At 39.1% G+C, this 17,315-nt stretch carries 20 protein-coding genes; all 20 read left to right on the plus strand.

What is annotated here, in order from left to right; genetic code table 11:
• Positions 1 to 38 precede the first annotated feature (38 nt).
• The 20 genes from fdaB to NXS11_RS09015 all read left to right on the plus strand — a co-directional run bounded on the left by fdaB (position 39) and on the right by NXS11_RS09015 (position 17,306).
• Complete coding sequence (gene fdaB / locus NXS11_RS08920) at positions 39 to 911, plus strand: class IIb fructose-bisphosphate aldolase FdaB (RefSeq protein ID WP_259200639.1); 873 nt, start codon at positions 39 to 41, stop codon at positions 909 to 911.
• Positions 912 to 1,407: 496 nt separating this feature from the next.
• On the plus strand, positions 1,408 to 2,670 hold the full coding sequence (murA, locus tag NXS11_RS08925; RefSeq protein ID WP_259200640.1) for a UDP-N-acetylglucosamine 1-carboxyvinyltransferase: 1,263 nt from the start codon (positions 1,408 to 1,410) through the stop codon (positions 2,668 to 2,670).
• Positions 2,671 to 2,704: 34 nt separating this feature from the next.
• Positions 2,705 to 3,034, plus strand: coding sequence for a winged helix-turn-helix transcriptional regulator (locus tag NXS11_RS08930; RefSeq protein WP_259200641.1), 330 nt, complete (start codon positions 2,705 to 2,707; stop codon positions 3,032 to 3,034).
• 200 nt (positions 3,035 to 3,234) lie between these two features.
• Positions 3,235 to 4,662 carry an aldehyde dehydrogenase family protein gene (locus tag NXS11_RS08935; RefSeq protein ID WP_259200643.1) on the plus strand — a complete coding sequence of 476 codons (1,428 nt, stop codon included), beginning with the start codon at positions 3,235 to 3,237 and terminating at the stop codon, positions 4,660 to 4,662.
• 266 nt (positions 4,663 to 4,928) lie between these two features.
• Positions 4,929 to 6,254 (plus strand): transcription termination factor Rho, encoded by a 1,326-nt coding sequence (gene rho, locus NXS11_RS08940; RefSeq protein WP_259200644.1) that lies wholly within the window; start codon positions 4,929 to 4,931, stop codon positions 6,252 to 6,254.
• 121 nt (positions 6,255 to 6,375) lie between these two features.
• Entirely contained in the window at positions 6,376 to 6,630 is a 255-nt protein-coding gene (locus NXS11_RS08945; RefSeq protein ID WP_044359146.1) for a type B 50S ribosomal protein L31, read from the plus strand.
• A 168-nt stretch (positions 6,631 to 6,798) separates the two neighbouring features.
• Positions 6,799 to 7,401, plus strand: a complete 603-nt coding sequence (locus NXS11_RS08950) for a thymidine kinase (RefSeq protein ID WP_259200646.1) — start codon at positions 6,799 to 6,801, stop codon at positions 7,399 to 7,401.
• Positions 7,401 to 8,477 (plus strand): peptide chain release factor 1, encoded by a 1,077-nt coding sequence (prfA, locus tag NXS11_RS08955; RefSeq protein WP_259200648.1) that lies wholly within the window; start codon positions 7,401 to 7,403, stop codon positions 8,475 to 8,477. Before NXS11_RS08950 ends, prfA begins: the two co-directional genes overlap by 1 nt.
• Entirely contained in the window at positions 8,467 to 9,312 is an 846-nt protein-coding gene (prmC, locus tag NXS11_RS08960; RefSeq protein ID WP_259200651.1) for a peptide chain release factor N(5)-glutamine methyltransferase, read from the plus strand. The genes prfA and prmC overlap by 11 nt, the downstream gene beginning before the upstream one ends.
• A gap of 88 nt (positions 9,313 to 9,400) precedes the next feature.
• Positions 9,401 to 10,444: an L-threonylcarbamoyladenylate synthase gene (locus NXS11_RS08965; RefSeq protein ID WP_259200653.1), complete on the plus strand. Its 1,044-nt coding sequence runs from the start codon at positions 9,401 to 9,403 to the stop codon at positions 10,442 to 10,444.
• Positions 10,444 to 10,869 carry a low molecular weight protein arginine phosphatase gene (locus NXS11_RS08970; RefSeq protein ID WP_259200655.1) on the plus strand — a complete coding sequence of 142 codons (426 nt, stop codon included), beginning with the start codon at positions 10,444 to 10,446 and terminating at the stop codon, positions 10,867 to 10,869. Before NXS11_RS08965 ends, NXS11_RS08970 begins: the two co-directional genes overlap by 1 nt.
• Positions 10,870 to 10,977: 108 nt before the next feature.
• Positions 10,978 to 11,508, plus strand: coding sequence for a TIGR01440 family protein (locus NXS11_RS08975; protein ID WP_259200656.1), 531 nt, complete (start codon positions 10,978 to 10,980; stop codon positions 11,506 to 11,508).
• Between the two features lie 17 nt (positions 11,509 to 11,525).
• On the plus strand, positions 11,526 to 12,767 hold the full coding sequence (glyA, locus tag NXS11_RS08980; protein WP_259200657.1) for a serine hydroxymethyltransferase: 1,242 nt from the start codon (positions 11,526 to 11,528) through the stop codon (positions 12,765 to 12,767).
• A gap of 18 nt (positions 12,768 to 12,785) precedes the next feature.
• Entirely contained in the window at positions 12,786 to 13,415 is a 630-nt protein-coding gene (gene upp / locus NXS11_RS08985; protein WP_259200658.1) for a uracil phosphoribosyltransferase, read from the plus strand.
• Positions 13,416 to 13,438: 23 nt separating this feature from the next.
• On the plus strand, positions 13,439 to 14,578 hold the full coding sequence (gene wecB, locus NXS11_RS08990; RefSeq protein ID WP_259200659.1) for a non-hydrolyzing UDP-N-acetylglucosamine 2-epimerase: 1,140 nt from the start codon (positions 13,439 to 13,441) through the stop codon (positions 14,576 to 14,578).
• Between the two features lie 156 nt (positions 14,579 to 14,734).
• Complete coding sequence (locus tag NXS11_RS08995; RefSeq protein WP_259200660.1) at positions 14,735 to 15,085, plus strand: ATP synthase subunit I; 351 nt, start codon at positions 14,735 to 14,737, stop codon at positions 15,083 to 15,085.
• A gap of 37 nt (positions 15,086 to 15,122) precedes the next feature.
• The gene (atpB, locus tag NXS11_RS09000) at positions 15,123 to 15,842 is read left to right on the plus strand and encodes a F0F1 ATP synthase subunit A (protein ID WP_259200661.1); all 720 of its coding nucleotides are present in this window, start codon (positions 15,123 to 15,125) and stop codon (positions 15,840 to 15,842) included.
• 44 nt (positions 15,843 to 15,886) lie between these two features.
• On the plus strand, positions 15,887 to 16,099 hold the full coding sequence (atpE, locus tag NXS11_RS09005; protein ID WP_044359165.1) for a F0F1 ATP synthase subunit C: 213 nt from the start codon (positions 15,887 to 15,889) through the stop codon (positions 16,097 to 16,099).
• A 152-nt stretch (positions 16,100 to 16,251) separates the two neighbouring features.
• Positions 16,252 to 16,767, plus strand: a complete 516-nt coding sequence (locus tag NXS11_RS09010; protein WP_259200663.1) for a F0F1 ATP synthase subunit B — start codon at positions 16,252 to 16,254, stop codon at positions 16,765 to 16,767.
• Complete coding sequence (locus NXS11_RS09015; protein ID WP_259200665.1) at positions 16,767 to 17,306, plus strand: F0F1 ATP synthase subunit delta; 540 nt, start codon at positions 16,767 to 16,769, stop codon at positions 17,304 to 17,306. The genes NXS11_RS09010 and NXS11_RS09015 overlap by 1 nt, the downstream gene beginning before the upstream one ends.
• Positions 17,307 to 17,315 lie beyond the last annotated feature (9 nt).

Raw genomic sequence — 17,315 nt, forward strand, 5'->3', positions numbered from 1 at the left:
TAAAAATCAGTGCAAAAAGCACTCAAGGAGGAACTTACATGCCTTTAGTTTCAATGAAAGAAATGTTAATCGACGCCAAAGAAAATGGCTATGCAGTTGGTCAATATAACTTAAACAACTTAGAATTTACGCAAGCTATTTTACAAGCATCTCAAGAAGAAAATGCGCCAGTGATTTTAGGTGTTTCTGAAGGTGCAGGTCGTTACATGGGAGGCTTCTACACAGTTGTTAAAATGGTAGAAGGTTTAATGCACGATTACAATATTACAGTACCAGTGGCTATCCACTTAGATCACGGTTCAAGCTTTGAAAAATGTAAAGAGGCGATTGATGCTGGTTTCACATCAGTAATGATTGATGCATCACACGAACCATATGAAGACAACGTGAAAATCACTAAAAAAGTTGTGGAATATGCACATGAGCGTGGTGTGTCAGTAGAGGCAGAATTAGGAACTGTTGGTGGTCAAGAAGACGACGTAGTTGCTGACGGCGTTATCTATGCAGATCCAATCGAATGCCAAAACTTAGTTAAAGAAACAGGTATTGACACATTAGCACCAGCATTAGGTTCAGTACACGGACCTTACAAAGGTGAACCAAACTTAGGCTTCAAAGAAATGGAAGAGATTGGTTTATCAACTGGCTTACCATTAGTATTACACGGTGGTACTGGTATCCCAACACATGATATTAAAAAATCAATTTCATTAGGTACTGCTAAAATCAATGTAAACACTGAAAACCAAATTGCTTCAGCGAAACGTGTTCGTGAAGTATTAGCTGCAGATACAGAAGTATACGATCCACGTAAATACTTAGGACCTGCACGTGAAGCAATTAAAGAAACAGTTGTTGGTAAAATCCGTGAATTCGGTACTTCTAATAAAGCAGATAACCTTAAAGCTTAATAAAGAACGACAAAAAAACAATATATAGTTTAAAATATATGAAGGCTGGGAATCATTATCTTTGGATATGGTTTTCCGGCCTTTATTAGGTTCTTAGACATGGTGTATGATTTTTCAAATGCAATTTAGAATAAAATAGTGCGAGTTGAAAAGCTAGGGAGATATTATTGATAAGTGGCTGTGGCATTAATAGGAATGTCATCAAAATAATAGAAACGGTGTAGAAGATAATAGTTTTGAATAAAATCGTTCGTTTTTTGATTAGATACCCATCACATTTTTTACAATGCTGTCCTCAAATTGTATAAAAATTAGCATTTCGACAGTTCTAGGCAATTATCTACAACAGTGTTCGCTGCTGTTTGATTTTATTCTCGTGTATTCAATGTTTTTGATTGTAAATAATACATTTTGCAATTTGAAAATTTTTGCATTATAATGCCGGTAAATATGGTATTCTATGGTTATATAAGAGATGGAAAAGGAGTTCTGAAGCATGGCACAAGAAGTGATTAAAATAAGAGGTGGCCAAAAGTTAAAGGGTAAGGTTGAAATCAGTGGTGCCAAAAATAGTTCCGTAGCTATTATACCAGCTGCATTGATGGCTGAATCTCCAGTGATATTAGATGGATTACCAGAAATATCTGACGTTGTAACATTGGTGAGTTTACTTGAAAGTTTGAATATTAAAACGCAGTTAGCAGAACGCACTTTAAGTATTGATCCAAGTGAGATAGAAAATGCACCTCTCCCGAATAATAAGGTAGAATCGTTACGAGCGTCATATTACATGATGGGTGCGATGCTTGGACGCTTTAACAAATGTGTCATTGGTTTGCCAGGAGGTTGTCCATTAGGGCCACGTCCGATTGACCAGCACATCAAAGGATTTAAAGCATTGGGAGCAAAAATTGATGAATCTAATCCAACGTCAATGAAGTTAGAAGCAGAACGTTTAGTAGGAGCAAATATTTATTTAGATATTGTAAGTGTAGGGGCAACAATTAATATCATGTTAGCTGCTACGCGTGCAGAAGGGCAAACAATTATTGAAAATGCAGCGAAAGAGCCGGAAGTAGTGGATGTTGCAAACTTTTTGAATAGCATGGGTGCTAAGGTTTCTGGTGCAGGTACGAGCACGATTAAGATTCAAGGTGTAACGCAATTGTTGGGGAGTAGACATGCCATCATTCCGGATCGTATTGAAGCGGGGACATATATGTGTATTGCAGCAGCGAGTGGTGATGAGATGATCATTGATAACATCATTCCTGAACATGTTGAGCCGTTGACTGTTAAGTTGAAAGAACTCGGTGTTAAAATTGACACTCACGATGATTACATGGTTGTCCAAGCGGCAGCCCCTTATAAAAATGTAGATATTAAAACTCTCGTATATCCAGGATTTGCGACAGACTTGCAACAACCAATTACCCCATTACTGTTCTTAGCAGATGGACCAAGTTTTGTTACAGAGACAATATATCCTGAGCGTTTTAAGCATGTAGATGAGCTACAACGCATGAATGCAGCAATTACGGCAGATACAGGAACAGCAACAATTAAGCCATCTCAATTAAAAGGTGCAGAAGTGTATGCGAGTGACTTACGTGCAGGTGCATGTCTAATTGTTGCTGGTCTCATTGCTGAAGGTGTGACAACTATTTATAACGTACGTCATATTTATCGTGGTTATTCCAATATTGTTGAAACATTAAAATCATTAGGTGCTGATATTTGGACAGAGCAGCAAGCCTAATTGATATGTAAGTTGATTAAGAGGGGCGATAATTATGGAAGTTTGTCCGTATATTGAAGAGACTTTTAAAATTTTAGGACGTAGTTGGAATGGTCTTATTTTACATTATTTAGCGAAATGTCCAGAACAACATGCACATTTTTCGGATATTAAACGCGATTTGAAGCCCATCACGAATCGTGCATTATCGTTAAAGCTCTCTGAATTAGCAGCAGCCCAATTACTGATAAAGGAAGTTATTTCAGAAAACCCGCCGTCTGTTTGTTATCATCTCACTGAAAAAGGGAGTGCCTTAGCAGAAGCTTTGATACCGTTAGAAGATTGGGCTCATAAGCATATGGAGCTTAAAAGCGAAGCCAAATAATTAACATTTGATATCGATAAAAATTTTGAACTGATCGTTTGCCAAAGAGTGAGGTAATGAATCTAAAGTTAGATTTCATTATTTCACTTTTTTATTGTGCATGCGTACAAATCAAGGGAGAATCTATAAGCAACAGAAGTTTCACCGGGCATTAAAAAGGTTATAATAATACTATGATTTAGAAGAAAGGGTGTTAGTTTATGATGAATCGAACAAAGCAATACATTAATGGTGAATGGATTGATAGCGACAGTGGAGAAACAATTGATGTTATCAATCCTGCAACTGAAGAAGTGTTCGGCAAGATTGCAAAAGGGAATAAGGCAGATGTAGATAAAGCAGTCCAAGCTGCCAAAGATGTTTATCTTAAATTCCGTCATACACCTGTAAAAGAACGCCAAGCTATGTTAGGACGTATTGTTGAAGGATATAAAGCACGTAAACAAGATTTGATAGATGTCATGACATTGGAATTGGGATCACCTGTAACCAAGTCTGATAAAGTACATTACGAGACGGGAGTCACACATTTCCAAGCGGCTTATGATGCTTTGGAGACATTTGAATTTGAAGAGCGTCGTGGAGAAAACTTAGTAGTCAAAGAAGCAATTGGTGTAACGGGCTTAGTTACGCCTTGGAATTTCCCGACAAATCAAACGTCGTTGAAACTTGCAGCGGCATTCGCAGCAGGTGCACCTGTTGTACTGAAGCCTTCAGAGATGACACCATTTGCAGCGGTTATCCTTGCAGAAATTTTTGATGAGGCAGGCGTACCTAAAGGTGTGTTCAATCTTGTAAATGGTGATGGTGAGGGTGTTGGGACACCATTAAGTCAACACCCAGATATCCGTATGATGTCATTTACAGGCTCTGGTGGTACAGGTTCTAAAATTATGGAGCAAGCAAGTAAAGACTTCAAAAAAGTATCACTTGAGTTAGGTGGTAAATCACCTTTTATTATTTTAGATGATGCAGATTTAGATGAAGCAGCGCAGGCAGCAGTAGCCAAAGTTGTTAATAACACGGGGCAAGTATGTACAGCAGGGACACGTACACTTGTACCAGAAAGCTTAAAAGATGCCTTTCTAAAAAAAGCTGTAGAAGCAATGACGCGCGTTAAAGTAGGGGATCCACAATCACCTGAGACAGAGGTTGGACCGATTGTTAGTGAAAAGCAATATAAGCAGGTACAAACATATATCCAAAAAGGGATTGATGAGGGTGCGACGCTTATTCATGGTGGCTTAGGTAAACCAGATGGATTAGATAAAGGTTATTTTGTCAAACCGACAATATTTGCGGATGTTGATAATCATATGACGATTGCACAAGAAGAAATATTCGGACCAGTTATGTCGGTTATTACGTATAAAGATCTTGATGAAGCGATTCAAATTGCCAATGATACTAAGTATGGTTTGGCAGGTTATGTTTATGGTAAAGATCAAGATGTTTTGAAGCGACTTGCCCGAGAAATTGAAGCAGGCACGATTGTTATTAACGAAGCACCACGCACACCTGATTTGCCGTTTGGTGGTTACAAACAATCGGGTCTTGGTCGTGAATGGGGCGACTATGGTATTGAAGAATTTTTAGAAGTAAAAGCAATTGCAGGATTTTATCGATAATTCTAAACGCGTACATTGTAAAATATGAGCGTTAATAAGGCAGGACAATCATGGCTTAAAGTGCAGTGGTTGTGCCTGCTTTTTTAATAGATAGAAGAAACAATAACAAATATCTTGAAAAAGTGTGCTTGGAAAAGCGATACAAAAAGTCATATTTGAAAGATTTATAACAGAGATTTCCAAAATTTTGTTTGCTATATGACGTCAGCTATTGTATGTTATTTTACATAGTTGAATTAAAATTATAAACGAAATGAGTGTGTTACATGTCTACAAGGGACACTAGGGAGAGAACATCACCGCAGTATGAATCATTCCATGAGTTATACAAGAACAATACGACAAAAGCCCTGACAGAGAAAGCCAAGGCATTGAAGTTGGTCAACTATAGCAAGTTGAACAAAAAGGAACTTGTTTTAGCAATTATGGAAGCACAAATGGAAAAAGATGGCAACTATTATATGGAGGGTATCTTAGATGATATCCAACCAGATGGATATGGTTTTTTAAGAACAGTTAACTATTCGAAAGGCGAAAAAGATATTTATATTTCGGCGAGTCAAATTCGACGTTTTGAAATTAAGCTTGGAGATAAAGTAACTGGAAAAGTACGTAAGCCTAAAGAAAACGAAAAATATTATGGTCTATTACAAGTAGATTTTGTGAATGATCATAATGCAGAGGAAGTTAAGAAACGACCACACTTTCAAGCTTTAACACCCCTTTATCCAGATGAACGAATCAAATTGGAAACAACCCCTCATAGTTATTCAACGCGTGTTATGGACTTAGTTACACCAATAGGTTTTGGGCAACGTGGTTTAATTGTTGCACCACCAAAAGCGGGTAAGACTTCATTATTGAAAGAGATTGCAAATGCGATTGTAACCAACAAACCGAATGCGAAGTTATTTATTCTTCTTGTAGGTGAACGACCTGAAGAGGTAACGGATATAGAGAGATCAGTTGATGAAGCGGAAGTCGTACATTCAACCTTTGATGAACATCCGAAACATCATGTCAAAGTTGCCGAATTGCTTTTAGAACGTGCAAAACGGCTGGTTGAAATTGGTGAAGATGTCATTATTTTAATGGATTCGATTACCCGATTGGCTCGCGCATATAATCTTGTTGTACCGCCAAGTGGTAGAACTTTATCAGGTGGTTTGGATCCAGCATCGTTACATGGGCCTAAAGCATTTTTTGGTGCAGCGCGTAACATTGAGGCTGGAGGTAGTTTGACAATCCTTGCAACGGCACTTGTTGATACAGGTTCTAGAATGGATGACATGATCTATGAAGAGTTTAAAGGAACAGGAAATATGGAACTACATTTAGATCGACGTCTGTCCGAACGAAGAATTTTTCCTGCAATCGATATTGTCCGCAGTTCAACGCGCAAAGAAGAGTTATTGATTCCAAAGAATGAACTTGAGAGCTTATGGCAATTGCGCAATATGTTTTCTAATGCGCCTGACTTTACAGAGCGTTTTATACGTAAGCTAAAACGTACTAAGTCGAACGAAGAATTTTTTGAAGAGCTGCAAAAGAGTGCGATAGAGAGTACGAAAACAGGACGGCCAATTATTTAAATGAAATAAATTGGCTATAGGGTTGCTTTTTGAATAGTCACCCTTTATAATAACTAAGTATTGGGTAAAAACTCACAAATAACTCTGTTCCAGATGGTTCAGGGCAAAGGAGCTGAAAAGAATGAAACAAGGAATTCATCCAGAATATCGTAAAGTTATCTTTTTAGATACAACTACTAACTTTAAGTTTTTAAGTGGATCAACAAAAACGACAAGCGAAACAATGGAATGGGAAGATGGTAACGAATATCCAGTTATTCGTTTAGATATTTCTTCTGATTCACATCCATTCTACACAGGACGTCAAAAGTTCGCTGCAGCAGACGGTCGTGTGGAACGTTTCAACAAAAAATTTGGTCTCAAATCAAACAACTAATGAACGTTCAAGCATTCTCATATCACTTGAGGATGCTTTTTTATTACCAAAGAATTAATCATTGCAGACAGGGTGCATGATATTTTAGTATTACCAAAAGTTAAATTATAATACGCAAAAAGTTATGATATAATAAAGTGATTTGTTTGAAAAAGGTGGATAAAAGTCATGTATGAAGCATATCATTCAGGATGGATAGAATGTATTACTGGCAGTATGTTTAGTGGTAAGTCTGAAGAACTCATACGCCGTTTACGTCGCGGTGTCTATGCTAAACAAAAGGTGGTTGTCTTTAAACCGGTCATTGACGATCGTTATCACAAAGAGAAGATTGTATCACATAATGGTAACGCAATTGAGGCGATCAATATTACATGTGCCAAAGAAATCACAGAGTATGACTTAAAAGGCGTAGATATTATAGGGATAGATGAAATTCAATTTTTTGACCGTGACATTGTAGATGTTGCTACGTCACTTGCTGAACAAGGTTATCGTGTGATTACTGCTGGGCTAGATATGGACTTCAAAGGAGAACCTTTTGATCCAGTGCCAGAAATGCTTGCAGTAAGCGAACATATCACGAAGTTACAGGCTGTATGTGCAGTTTGTGGTGCATCATCAAGCCGTACGCAACGCTTAATCAACGGTAAACCAGCAAAAATAGACGATCCGATTATTTTAGTCGGAGCAAGTGAAAGTTATGAACCAAGATGTCGTGCACACCATGTTGTGATGCCGAGTGACAAGCCAGAGGAGGAGAATCAATAATGTTTGATCAACTAGATATTGTAGAAGAAAGATACGAACAGTTAAATGAATTGTTAAGTGATCCAGATGTCGTTAGTGATTCGAATAAATTACGTCAGTATTCTAAAGAACAATCAGATCTTCAGAAAACAGTAGATGTTTATCGTCAATATAAGCAGGTGAAAGAAGACAGCGAAGAAATTGAATTGATGATGGCAGAAACAGATGACCAAGATGAGATTGATATGTTAAAACAAGATGCAGATGAGTTGAAAGGTCGTATGCCTGAACTAGAAGAACAACTAAAAATATTGCTCATTCCGAAAGATCCTAACGATGAAAAAGATGTTATTGTTGAGATTCGGGCAGCAGCAGGTGGCGATGAAGCGGCGATTTTTGCGGGTGATTTATTCCGTATGTATTCAAAATTTGCCGAATCACACAGCTTAAAAACTGAAATTGTGGAAGCGACAGAAAGTGATCACGGTGGCTATAAAGAAATCAGTTTTTCAGTATCTGGACAAGATGCTTATAGTAAGTTGAAATTTGAAAATGGTGCACATCGTGTACAACGTGTGCCAGAAACAGAATCTAGCGGCCGTATCCATACGTCAACAGCAACCGTTGCTGTGTTACCAGAAGTAGAAGATGTAGAAATTGAGATCCGTAAAGAGGACTTACAAATAGATACGTATCGTTCAAGTGGTGCGGGTGGACAGCACGTCAATACAACAGACTCTGCTGTACGTATTACTCACTTACCAACAGGGGTGATTGCGACGTCATCTGAGAAATCTCAAATTCAAAACCGAGAAAAGGCAATGAAAGTTTTAAAAGCACGCTTGTATGATATGAAAGTGCAAGAAGAACAACAAAAATACGCAGCGCAACGTAAATCAGCGGTTGGTACAGGAGATCGTTCTGAACGTATTCGTACGTATAACTATCCACAAAGCCGTGTAACGGATCATCGCATTGGTTTAACGTTACAAAAATTGGATCAAATTATGGAAGGTAAGTTGGATGAAGTGATTGATGCTTTAACAATGCACGAACAAACTGAAAAGTTGAAAGAGCTTAATAGTGGTGAGTTATAGACAATGGCTGGCACAAGCAAAGATACGTGCTACAGCATTAGAGCTTGAAGCAACGGCTGTAGAATGGTTGTTACTAGACCTGTTAGGTTGGACACGTGTCAAGTTATTGAGTGATGGCAACCAAGTGATGATTGAGGCAGATGCAAAGCGTTTGGATGAAGGGTTAGCACGTTTTTTAGCAGGAGAACCTGTGCAATACATTACACAACAAGCGACATTTTATGGTCGTGACTATTATGTTGATCATCGCGTGTTGATTCCGAGACCTGAGACGGAAGAGGTAGTCTTACAGTTTTTAAAGCTATGCCCGTCAACAGGTGTTATTGCAGATGTTGGTACAGGTTCAGGTGTGATTGCATTGACGATAAAACAAGAGTGTCCAGCATTAGAGGTATGGGCGTCTGATATATCACTTGATGCACTTGCTGTCTCACGCCGAAATGCTCAGCAACTCAATGTGTCAATCAATCTAATACAAGGAGATGTTTTAGCACCATTTATTGAGCGTGGTATCCAATTAGATGGGCTTATCAGTAATCCGCCTTATATTGCACAGACGGAAATGTCTGAGATGGGATCAGATGTTATTGCGCATGAACCACATCTTGCGTTATTTGCAGATCAGGCAGGATATGGTATATACGATCAATTGCTGAAAGGATTGCCGAAAGTGATGAAACAAGGTGCACCCGTTGTGTTTGAAATCGGCTATCAGCAAGGAGAAGCGTTGATTAATATGACGAAAGCATGCTATCCACATTTACATCCGCAAGTTCTAAAAGATATCAATGGACAGCCGAGAGTCTTTTATATGATATGGAACGAAGCATCATAAGTCAGTAAGGTTATGTAGCAGTCGATTCGGCTATGCATAACCTTTTATTTTGCAGTAAAATAGAGATGAGGAGAGGTGTTGAAAATTGGTGAAAACAACGATATGGGATGTGCGAGATTATACGAATAACCTAGCAGACTATCCTAAATTATCAGAGATTGTAGACATTTATCGACAGGGCGGGCTTATCTCGTTACCAACTGAAACAGTCTATGGTCTTGGCGCAGATGCTACAAATGAACAAGCGGTGCAAGGAATCTACCAAGCAAAGGGGCGCCCATCTGACAACCCGTTGATTGTACATATTTATGATGCAGAGCAGATGGATGACTTTGTGGCACATGTCTCTGAGGCAACACAAAAATTAATGGACGCCTTTTGGCCAGGCCCTATAACCTTTATTTTACCACTTAAAAGGGGATATCTTTGCGAAAGTGTTAGCGGTGGTCTGGACTCTATTGCAGTAAGAATGCCGAGTCACCCGGTTGCTCGTGCTTTACTTAAAGAGGTTGCATTGCCTATTGCAGCACCGAGCGCTAACCTCAGCGGAAGACCTTCACCGACAACGTTTGAGCATGTCTATCATGACTTGAATGGGCGGATTAATGGCATCATTCATTCAACACAAAGTGAAGCAGGATTAGAAAGTACAGTGCTGGATTGTACCACTTTTCCATTTAGAATTGCCCGACCGGGAACAATTACGCGAAGTATGTTGGATGACATTTTGCCAAACGCAATTGATAATATGCATTTTGACAATGATGAGAAACCGATTGCACCGGGAATGAAATATAAACATTATGCACCTGAAACGCCGTTGAAGATTTTTCATACACTCAGTTATCAGATTAATGTGACACAACGAGATTGGTCACGCATTGCTTTTATCTTACCTTCATCAATGACATCATTAGTACCTGAGAATGCGCATATCATTGAACTAAGTGAATCAGAAGGAGATATTGAAGCAGCCAATCATAATTTATATGCTGCATTGCATCAATTAGACCAAATAGCACAAATAGACTGTGCGTATATTTACGGATATCCTGATAATGCTGAGGCAGAGGCCTTACACAATCGTATGGTTAAAGCGGCAAATCATCAATACGTTAAGGAGGTTTGGTGATGAAAATCATTTTTGTATGTACAGGGAATACGTGTCGTAGCCCAATGGCAGAAGGGATTGCTCGACATTTTTTATCCCAGCATGAAATAGTCTCTCGAGGTGTTATGGCACAAATAGGCGCACCCATTGCTGAACATACTCGTCATTTGTTAGAACAGCATCACTATCCAGTACCAACAGCTGCAACGCTGTTTACGAATGAAGATGTACATGCGGATTTGATTTTGACGATGACATCAGCACATGCACAACATATCCGAATGTTGTATGGAGATGAAGTACCTGTTGTGACATTAAATGACTATGTTGGTGAAGATGAAGAAGTATCTGATCCATTCGGTGGGACGTATGAAGTCTATGAAGCGACATTCCAACAATTGACAAGATTAGTACGTCAGTTAGAAAAAAACTTGGCACAGAATTAGTATGAGACATACGAAAAATAAGTTATAATAGTAAACATACAGCATGTATAGAGTTCTACTAATTGTCTGTATGTTTTAAGTCATACATAACTTAGGGAGGTAATGATGATGGAAGACTTCAAGCAGTTATTACAAGAACTCAAGTCACAATCTTTTTTTGTTGATGGAGAACTGTGTGTGATTGGTTGTTCCACTTCAGAAGTACAAGGGGATAGAATTGGAACAGCAGGTTCATTGGATGTTGCGCAAGCACTGTATGAAGCACTAGTTAAGGTGCAGGAAGAAACAGGTGTGTCGTTTGCATTTCAAGGTTGTGAACATATCAATCGTGCGCTAACGATTGAACGAAAGGCTTTCAACCCTAATACGATGGAAATAGTATCGGTGGTACCTGATGCACATGCCGGTGGTTCATTAGCTACTTATGCATACCGTCATATGAAAGATCCGGTAGTCGTTGAATTTATCCGTGCTGATAAAGGAATCGATATCGGTCAAACATTAATCGGAATGCATCTGAAACATGTCGCAGTACCGGTGCGTTGTTCAATCAAACAAATAGGAGATGCTATTGTGACTGTTGCAACATCGCGTCCAAAAAAGATTGGTGGCGAACGTGCCAAATATCAACTTGATTAGAAAAGAGGGATTGGTCTATGTCATTTATTGCAAAGCAAGATAAGGCTGTTTTTGATGCGATTCAAAAGGAATTTAATCGTCAAAACAATAACATTGAATTGATTGCATCTGAAAACTTTGTGTCTGAAGCTGTTATGGAAGCACAAGGCTCTGTCATGACGAACAAATACGCAGAGGGTTACCCAGGTCGTCGATACTACGGTGGCTGTGTCTTTGTTGATGAAACAGAGACCCTTGCAATTGAACGTGCGAAGAAATTATTTAATGCGGAACACGTCAATGTACAACCGCATTCAGGTTCTCAAGCCAATATGGCTGTATACCTTGTTGCATTGGAACATGGAGATACAGTTTTAGGTATGAACTTAAGTCATGGTGGTCATTTAACGCACGGTTCACCTGTTAACTTTAGTGGTAAAACGTATAACTTTGTAGAGTACGGTGTGACAAAAGAAGATGAGCGTATTGACTATGATGAGGTACGTCAGCTAGCGAAGAAACATCAACCCAAGTTAATCGTTGCAGGTGCATCAGCTTATTCTCGTGAAATTGACTTTAAGAAGTTCAAAGAGATTGCAGATGAAGTCGGTGCCAAACTGATGGTGGATATGGCACATATCGCTGGTTTAGTTGCGACGGGGCTTCATCAAAATCCGGTTGAATATGCGGATTTCGTGACAACAACAACGCATAAAACCCTACGTGGTCCTCGTGGTGGTATGATTTTATGTAAAGCCGAATATCAAAAAGAAATTGATAAAACGATTTTCCCTGGTATTCAAGGTGGGCCATTAGAACATGTAATTGCTGCCAAGGCTGTTGCGTTTGGTGAGGCATTAGAGCCTACGTTCAAGTCATATCAAACACAAGTGATTAAAAATGCTAAAACGTTAGCAGAAACACTTAAAAAGAATGGCTTCCGTATCGTGTCAGGTGGGACAGATAACCATCTTGTGGCTGTAGATGTAAAAGGTTCAGTCGGCATTACTGGCAAGATTGCTGAAAAAGTCCTTGATGAAGTAGGGATTACATGCAACAAGAACACAATTCCATTTGATGAAGAAAAACCATTTGTGACAAGTGGTATTCGTCTTGGCACGCCTGCTGCAACATCACGTGGCTTTGATGAACAAGCATTTGAAGAAGTAGCACATATTATGAGCGACGTTCTTAAAAATCACGAAGATCAAAAAGTGTTAGAGGATGCAAAAGAACGCGTTAAAAAATTAACAGAGCAATTCCCTTTATACAACAAATAACAAACTGGAGGCTTGACCATGGGAAACGTACATGTACTTGATCACCCTTTAATTCAACATAAGTTAAGTTATATTCGAGATGTTAATACAGGAACGAAAGCATTTCGTGAGCTCGTTGACGAAGTAGGTATGTTAATGGCTTATGAGGTAACGCGTAACTTAGAATTAGAGGATGTAGAAATCGAAACGCCTGTCACGAAGGCAACAGTAAAACGCTTATCTGGTAAAAAATTAGCGTTTATTCCAATCTTACGTGCAGGTTTGGGGATGACAACAGGTATTTTGAACTTAGTTCCTGCTGCGCGTATTGGTCATGTTGGGCTATACCGCGATCCAGAGACATTAGAAGCAGTAGAGTATTTTGTAAAGCTACCTCAAGATATTGAAGAGCGAGAAATCATTGTTGTGGATCCTATGTTAGCAACGGGTGCATCAGCGATTGAAGCGATTACTTCATTGAAAAAACGCGGTGCGAAACACATCCGTTTTATGTGTTTAATTGCAGCGCCAGAGGGTGTTGAGAAGTTACAGGCAGCACATCCAGACGTTGATATTTATATCGCAGCATTGGATGAAAAACTTGATGATCACGCATACATTATTCCGGGACTAGGTGATGCCGGAGATCGCTTGTTCGGTACGAAATAGTCTCTGCAAGGAGCATAACGCAAATGAAAAAAATCATGACCATTTTTGGGACAAGACCAGAGGCGATTAAGATGGCACCGCTCGTCATACAATTGAACAAAGACCCGCAATTGCAACCAGTTGTTGTAGTGACGGCTCAGCACCGTGAAATGCTTGATACGGTGTTGGAAACATTTGGAATTGAACCAGATTATGATTTGAACATTATGAAGCAAGGGCAAACACTATCGGAAGTGACCTCTCGTGTGTTGATGGGTTTAGAACGTGTCATACAAGAAGAAGCGCCTGATATGATTTTAGTGCATGGAGATACAACAACGACGTTTGCCGGAAGCTTAGCTGCGTTTTATAACGAAGTATGTATTGGTCACGTTGAGGCGGGACTGCGCACATACAATAAATATGCGCCGTTTCCTGAAGAACTCAATCGACAAATGACAAGTAATATGGCGGATTTGCATTTCGCGCCGACAATGCAAGCGAAACAGAACTTGTTGGATGAGAATAAGCCAGACCATGCGGTTGTTGTAACAGGTAATACGGCGATTGATGCGATGCGTACGACCATTGATGCACACTATCAATCCGCTATTCTAGCTAAGCATCAAACGAAACGTATTATTTTGTTGACTGCACATCGTCGTGAAAATATAGGTGCACCTATGCATCAAATATTCAAAGCGGCAAGGCGTGTAGTAGATGAAATGGATGACGTTGTTTTAGTGTATCCCATGCATAAAAATCCTAAGGTGCGTGAAATTGCATATCATCATCTAGATAATCATCCACGCATTGAGTTGATCGAACCATTAGGAGTTGTTGATTTTCATAACTTTGCACACCATGCACATCTGATTTTGACAGATTCTGGTGGTGTTCAAGAAGAAGCGCCTTCACTTGGCAAACCAGTTCTTGTATTACGTGATACAACTGAACGTCCAGAAGGTGTGGAAGCGGGTACTTTGAAGGTTATTGGCACAGAGGAGGCATCAGTATATCACCATATGATGCAGTTGCTAACAGATGATGAATGCTACCATATGATGCAGAGTGCCGACAATCCATATGGCGATGGCAAAGCTTCAGAACGAATATGTGCACATATCAAATACTTTTTTAATCTGACAGACGTCAAACCCCCACCTTTTAAAAGGGGAAAGTAATCGGTTTCAATATGTGGCAAAATTATGACAAAAATTGTGCGAATGAAAGTCTTTTCATTGCATAATTGACACGCTTTTGCCCCTATATTATTATGAAAGTTGTATGTGTGGAACGGCTTTATCATTTGCGTCTTGTGGCAGAAAAGGGGCTCAAAAATGAAACGTTTCTATAATGAATCACAACCATTTTTAAATATTTACATGGCTATTATTGTAATACTTACGATGTTAAATATTGTGTATCATAACACTGTTGTTGTAGGATTACTCATAGGGACACTAGCTTCGATTGTGAATACAGCAATATTTGAGTACTACCTTTGGCGTGCACAACGTCAAACAACGGGTTCAGTATCAACTGGGAATGGTTGGCGATATTTAATCGCATTAGTCACTTGTATTGTGTGGGTACTATACCAATCACAAATACATATTATCGGTGTACTCATTGGACTAATGATTTCATACGCATTGATTGTTTTTCGTCCCTTAATTAAAAGGGGATAGGGGCTATTTTATAACTGAAAAGAGGTGAAATCCAAAAATGAAACATGAAAGTCCTATTGTAACTTGGCACTTTCTAGGCGTAGATATTAACTTCAACTTATCTACAATTATGATGCTCGTGATTACTGCGGTCATTGTTTTTATCATTGCTATTGCATGTACACGCAATCTTCAAAAACGACCAAAAGGTGCACAAAACTTCATTGAATGGGTATTCGACTTTGTGCGGGGGGTTATTGAGAGTAATATGGCATGGAAGACAGGAGGTCAGTTCCACTTCTTAGCCGTCACATTGATTTTATTCATCTTTGTTGGAAACATGCTCGGGTTGCCAATGTCACTGGTGATCGATCATACGTTGTGGTGGAAGTCACCCACAGCCGATGCACATGTTACGTTAACACTTGCAACAATGATGGTGTTATTAACACATTATTATGGTGTGAAGATGCGTGGTGCGAAAGCATACGCTAAAGGTTATGCAACGCCATATGTGGCATTGCTACCGATTAATGTCTTTGAAGAATTTGCATCAACATTAACACTTGGTTTACGTCTTTACGGTAATATCTATGCCGGTGAGATTTTATTAGCTCTTTTGGCAGGTGTTACGACTACAGCATTTGGCTGGATTATCGGTATCCCTGGTCTGATTATTTGGCAAGGGTTCTCAATCTTTATCGGTACAATCCAAGCGTATATCTTTATCATGTTATCGATGGTATATATGTCACACAAAGTGGCTGACAGCCATTAAATAAAAAAACAATCTAATTTTTCATATTTAGGAGGAAATATATAATGAATTTAATCGCAGCAGCAATCGCAATCGGTTTATCAGCATTAGGTGCAGGTATTGGTAACGGTCTTATCGTATCTAGAACAGTAGAAGGTGTTGCACGTCAACCAGAAGCGCGTACACAATTAATGTCTATCATGTTTATCGGTATCGGTTTAGTTGAAGCACTTCCAATCATCGGTGTAGTTATCACATTCATCGTATTATTCCAATAATAGCGAGTAAATGTAACCTAGTTCAGGACGATATCGAGATAATGCCTTGTATCTAAACAAGTGCTATTGTCTGCGGCGAAGTCTAACAATCATAGATCTTCGCCATTCGTTTTATGTAATGAATGAAATGATTGAAAGGAGTGTACAGCATAGTGACTGCCAACTTATTTACCTTTGCAGCAGGAAGTGGCGTTAACATTGGGGACATTGCAGTAACATTAGTGACATTCACCATTTTGTTAGTGCTACTTAAAAAATACGCATGGGGACCATTAAAACAAGTGATGGACGACCGTGAGCGTTCTATTAATCAAGATATTGATGATGCAGAGCGTGCAAAATTAAATGCGCAGCGTTTTGAAGAAGAAAATCAAAAAATCTTAAAAGAAACACAAGATGAAGTTCATAAAATTATTGAAGATGCGAAGTTGCAAGCACGTCGTCAGCAAGAAGAAATTATCCACGAAGCGAATAAACGTGCGAATGGTATGATTGAAACAGCACAAAGTGAAATCAACAGCGAGAAAGAACGTGCATTAGCTGAAATCAACAACCAAGTTTCTGAGCTTTCAGTCTTAATCGCATCAAAGGTTTTACGCAAAGAAATTTCTGAACAAGATCAGAAGGCACTTGTAGAAAAGTACATTAAAGAGGTAGGGGATAAGTAATGGCTAATGTAGCTCAAAAATATGCCCAAGCACTTTTCGATGTTGCTTTGAAAGCAGAAGTGTTATCGCAAGTCTATGACGAATTGACAGAGATCCATACAGCTGTTCAAAACGAAAAAAATCTTTTGGCAACTGTGGATTATGAACCAAAAATTACAGCGAATGAACGCCGTGATATGGTTGCCCAAGTATTTCAAGGTGTACATCCGTACTTATTGAATACGTTAAAGGTGATTGCGACGCAACGTAATTTTCGTTTGTTGCCAGAGATTTATCGTGCGTTTGAAGAGAGTTATTATGCATTTCATGGACTGGCTGATGCCTACGTTGAATCTGCAACATCACTTTCTGACAATGAATTAGAACAAGTGAAGCACGCGTTACTTGATCGTACGGGGCTTAAAGATTTGAATCTACACACGTCAGTGAATAAAGAACTGATCGGTGGTGTGCGTGTCAAAATCGGAACGAAAGTATACGATGGCAGCGTCCAAAATGATTTGAATCAGCTTGTGAAACAATTTAGCAGAGTTTATTAATTATGATAT

The sequence above is a fragment of the Staphylococcus americanisciuri genome (genome assembly GCF_024814435.1).
GTDB lineage: Bacteria > Bacillota > Bacilli > Staphylococcales > Staphylococcaceae > Staphylococcus > Staphylococcus americanisciuri.

Bases quoted from the DNA above. Each gene is read 5' to 3' on its own strand.
- fdaB (WP_259200639.1), top strand. From the start codon at position 39: ATGCCTTTAGTTTCAATGAAAGAAATGTTAATCGACGCCAAAGAAAAT.
- murA (WP_259200640.1), top strand. From the start codon at position 1,408: ATGGCACAAGAAGTGATTAAAATAAGAGGTGGCCAAAAGTTAAAGGGT.
- NXS11_RS08930 (WP_259200641.1), top strand. From the start codon at position 2,705: ATGGAAGTTTGTCCGTATATTGAAGAGACTTTTAAAATTTTAGGACGT.
- NXS11_RS08935 (WP_259200643.1), top strand. From the start codon at position 3,235: ATGATGAATCGAACAAAGCAATACATTAATGGTGAATGGATTGATAGC.
- rho (WP_259200644.1), top strand. From the start codon at position 4,929: ATGTCTACAAGGGACACTAGGGAGAGAACATCACCGCAGTATGAATCA.
- NXS11_RS08945 (WP_044359146.1), top strand. From the start codon at position 6,376: ATGAAACAAGGAATTCATCCAGAATATCGTAAAGTTATCTTTTTAGAT.
- NXS11_RS08950 (WP_259200646.1), top strand. From the start codon at position 6,799: ATGTATGAAGCATATCATTCAGGATGGATAGAATGTATTACTGGCAGT.
- prfA (WP_259200648.1), top strand. From the start codon at position 7,401: ATGTTTGATCAACTAGATATTGTAGAAGAAAGATACGAACAGTTAAAT.
- NXS11_RS08970 (WP_259200655.1), top strand. From the start codon at position 10,444: ATGAAAATCATTTTTGTATGTACAGGGAATACGTGTCGTAGCCCAATG.
- NXS11_RS08975 (WP_259200656.1), top strand. From the start codon at position 10,978: ATGGAAGACTTCAAGCAGTTATTACAAGAACTCAAGTCACAATCTTTT.
- glyA (WP_259200657.1), top strand. From the start codon at position 11,526: ATGTCATTTATTGCAAAGCAAGATAAGGCTGTTTTTGATGCGATTCAA.
- upp (WP_259200658.1), top strand. From the start codon at position 12,786: ATGGGAAACGTACATGTACTTGATCACCCTTTAATTCAACATAAGTTA.
- wecB (WP_259200659.1), top strand. From the start codon at position 13,439: ATGAAAAAAATCATGACCATTTTTGGGACAAGACCAGAGGCGATTAAG.
- NXS11_RS08995 (WP_259200660.1), top strand. From the start codon at position 14,735: ATGAAACGTTTCTATAATGAATCACAACCATTTTTAAATATTTACATG.
- atpB (WP_259200661.1), top strand. From the start codon at position 15,123: ATGAAACATGAAAGTCCTATTGTAACTTGGCACTTTCTAGGCGTAGAT.
- atpE (WP_044359165.1), top strand. From the start codon at position 15,887: ATGAATTTAATCGCAGCAGCAATCGCAATCGGTTTATCAGCATTAGGT.
- NXS11_RS09015 (WP_259200665.1), top strand. From the start codon at position 16,767: ATGGCTAATGTAGCTCAAAAATATGCCCAAGCACTTTTCGATGTTGCT.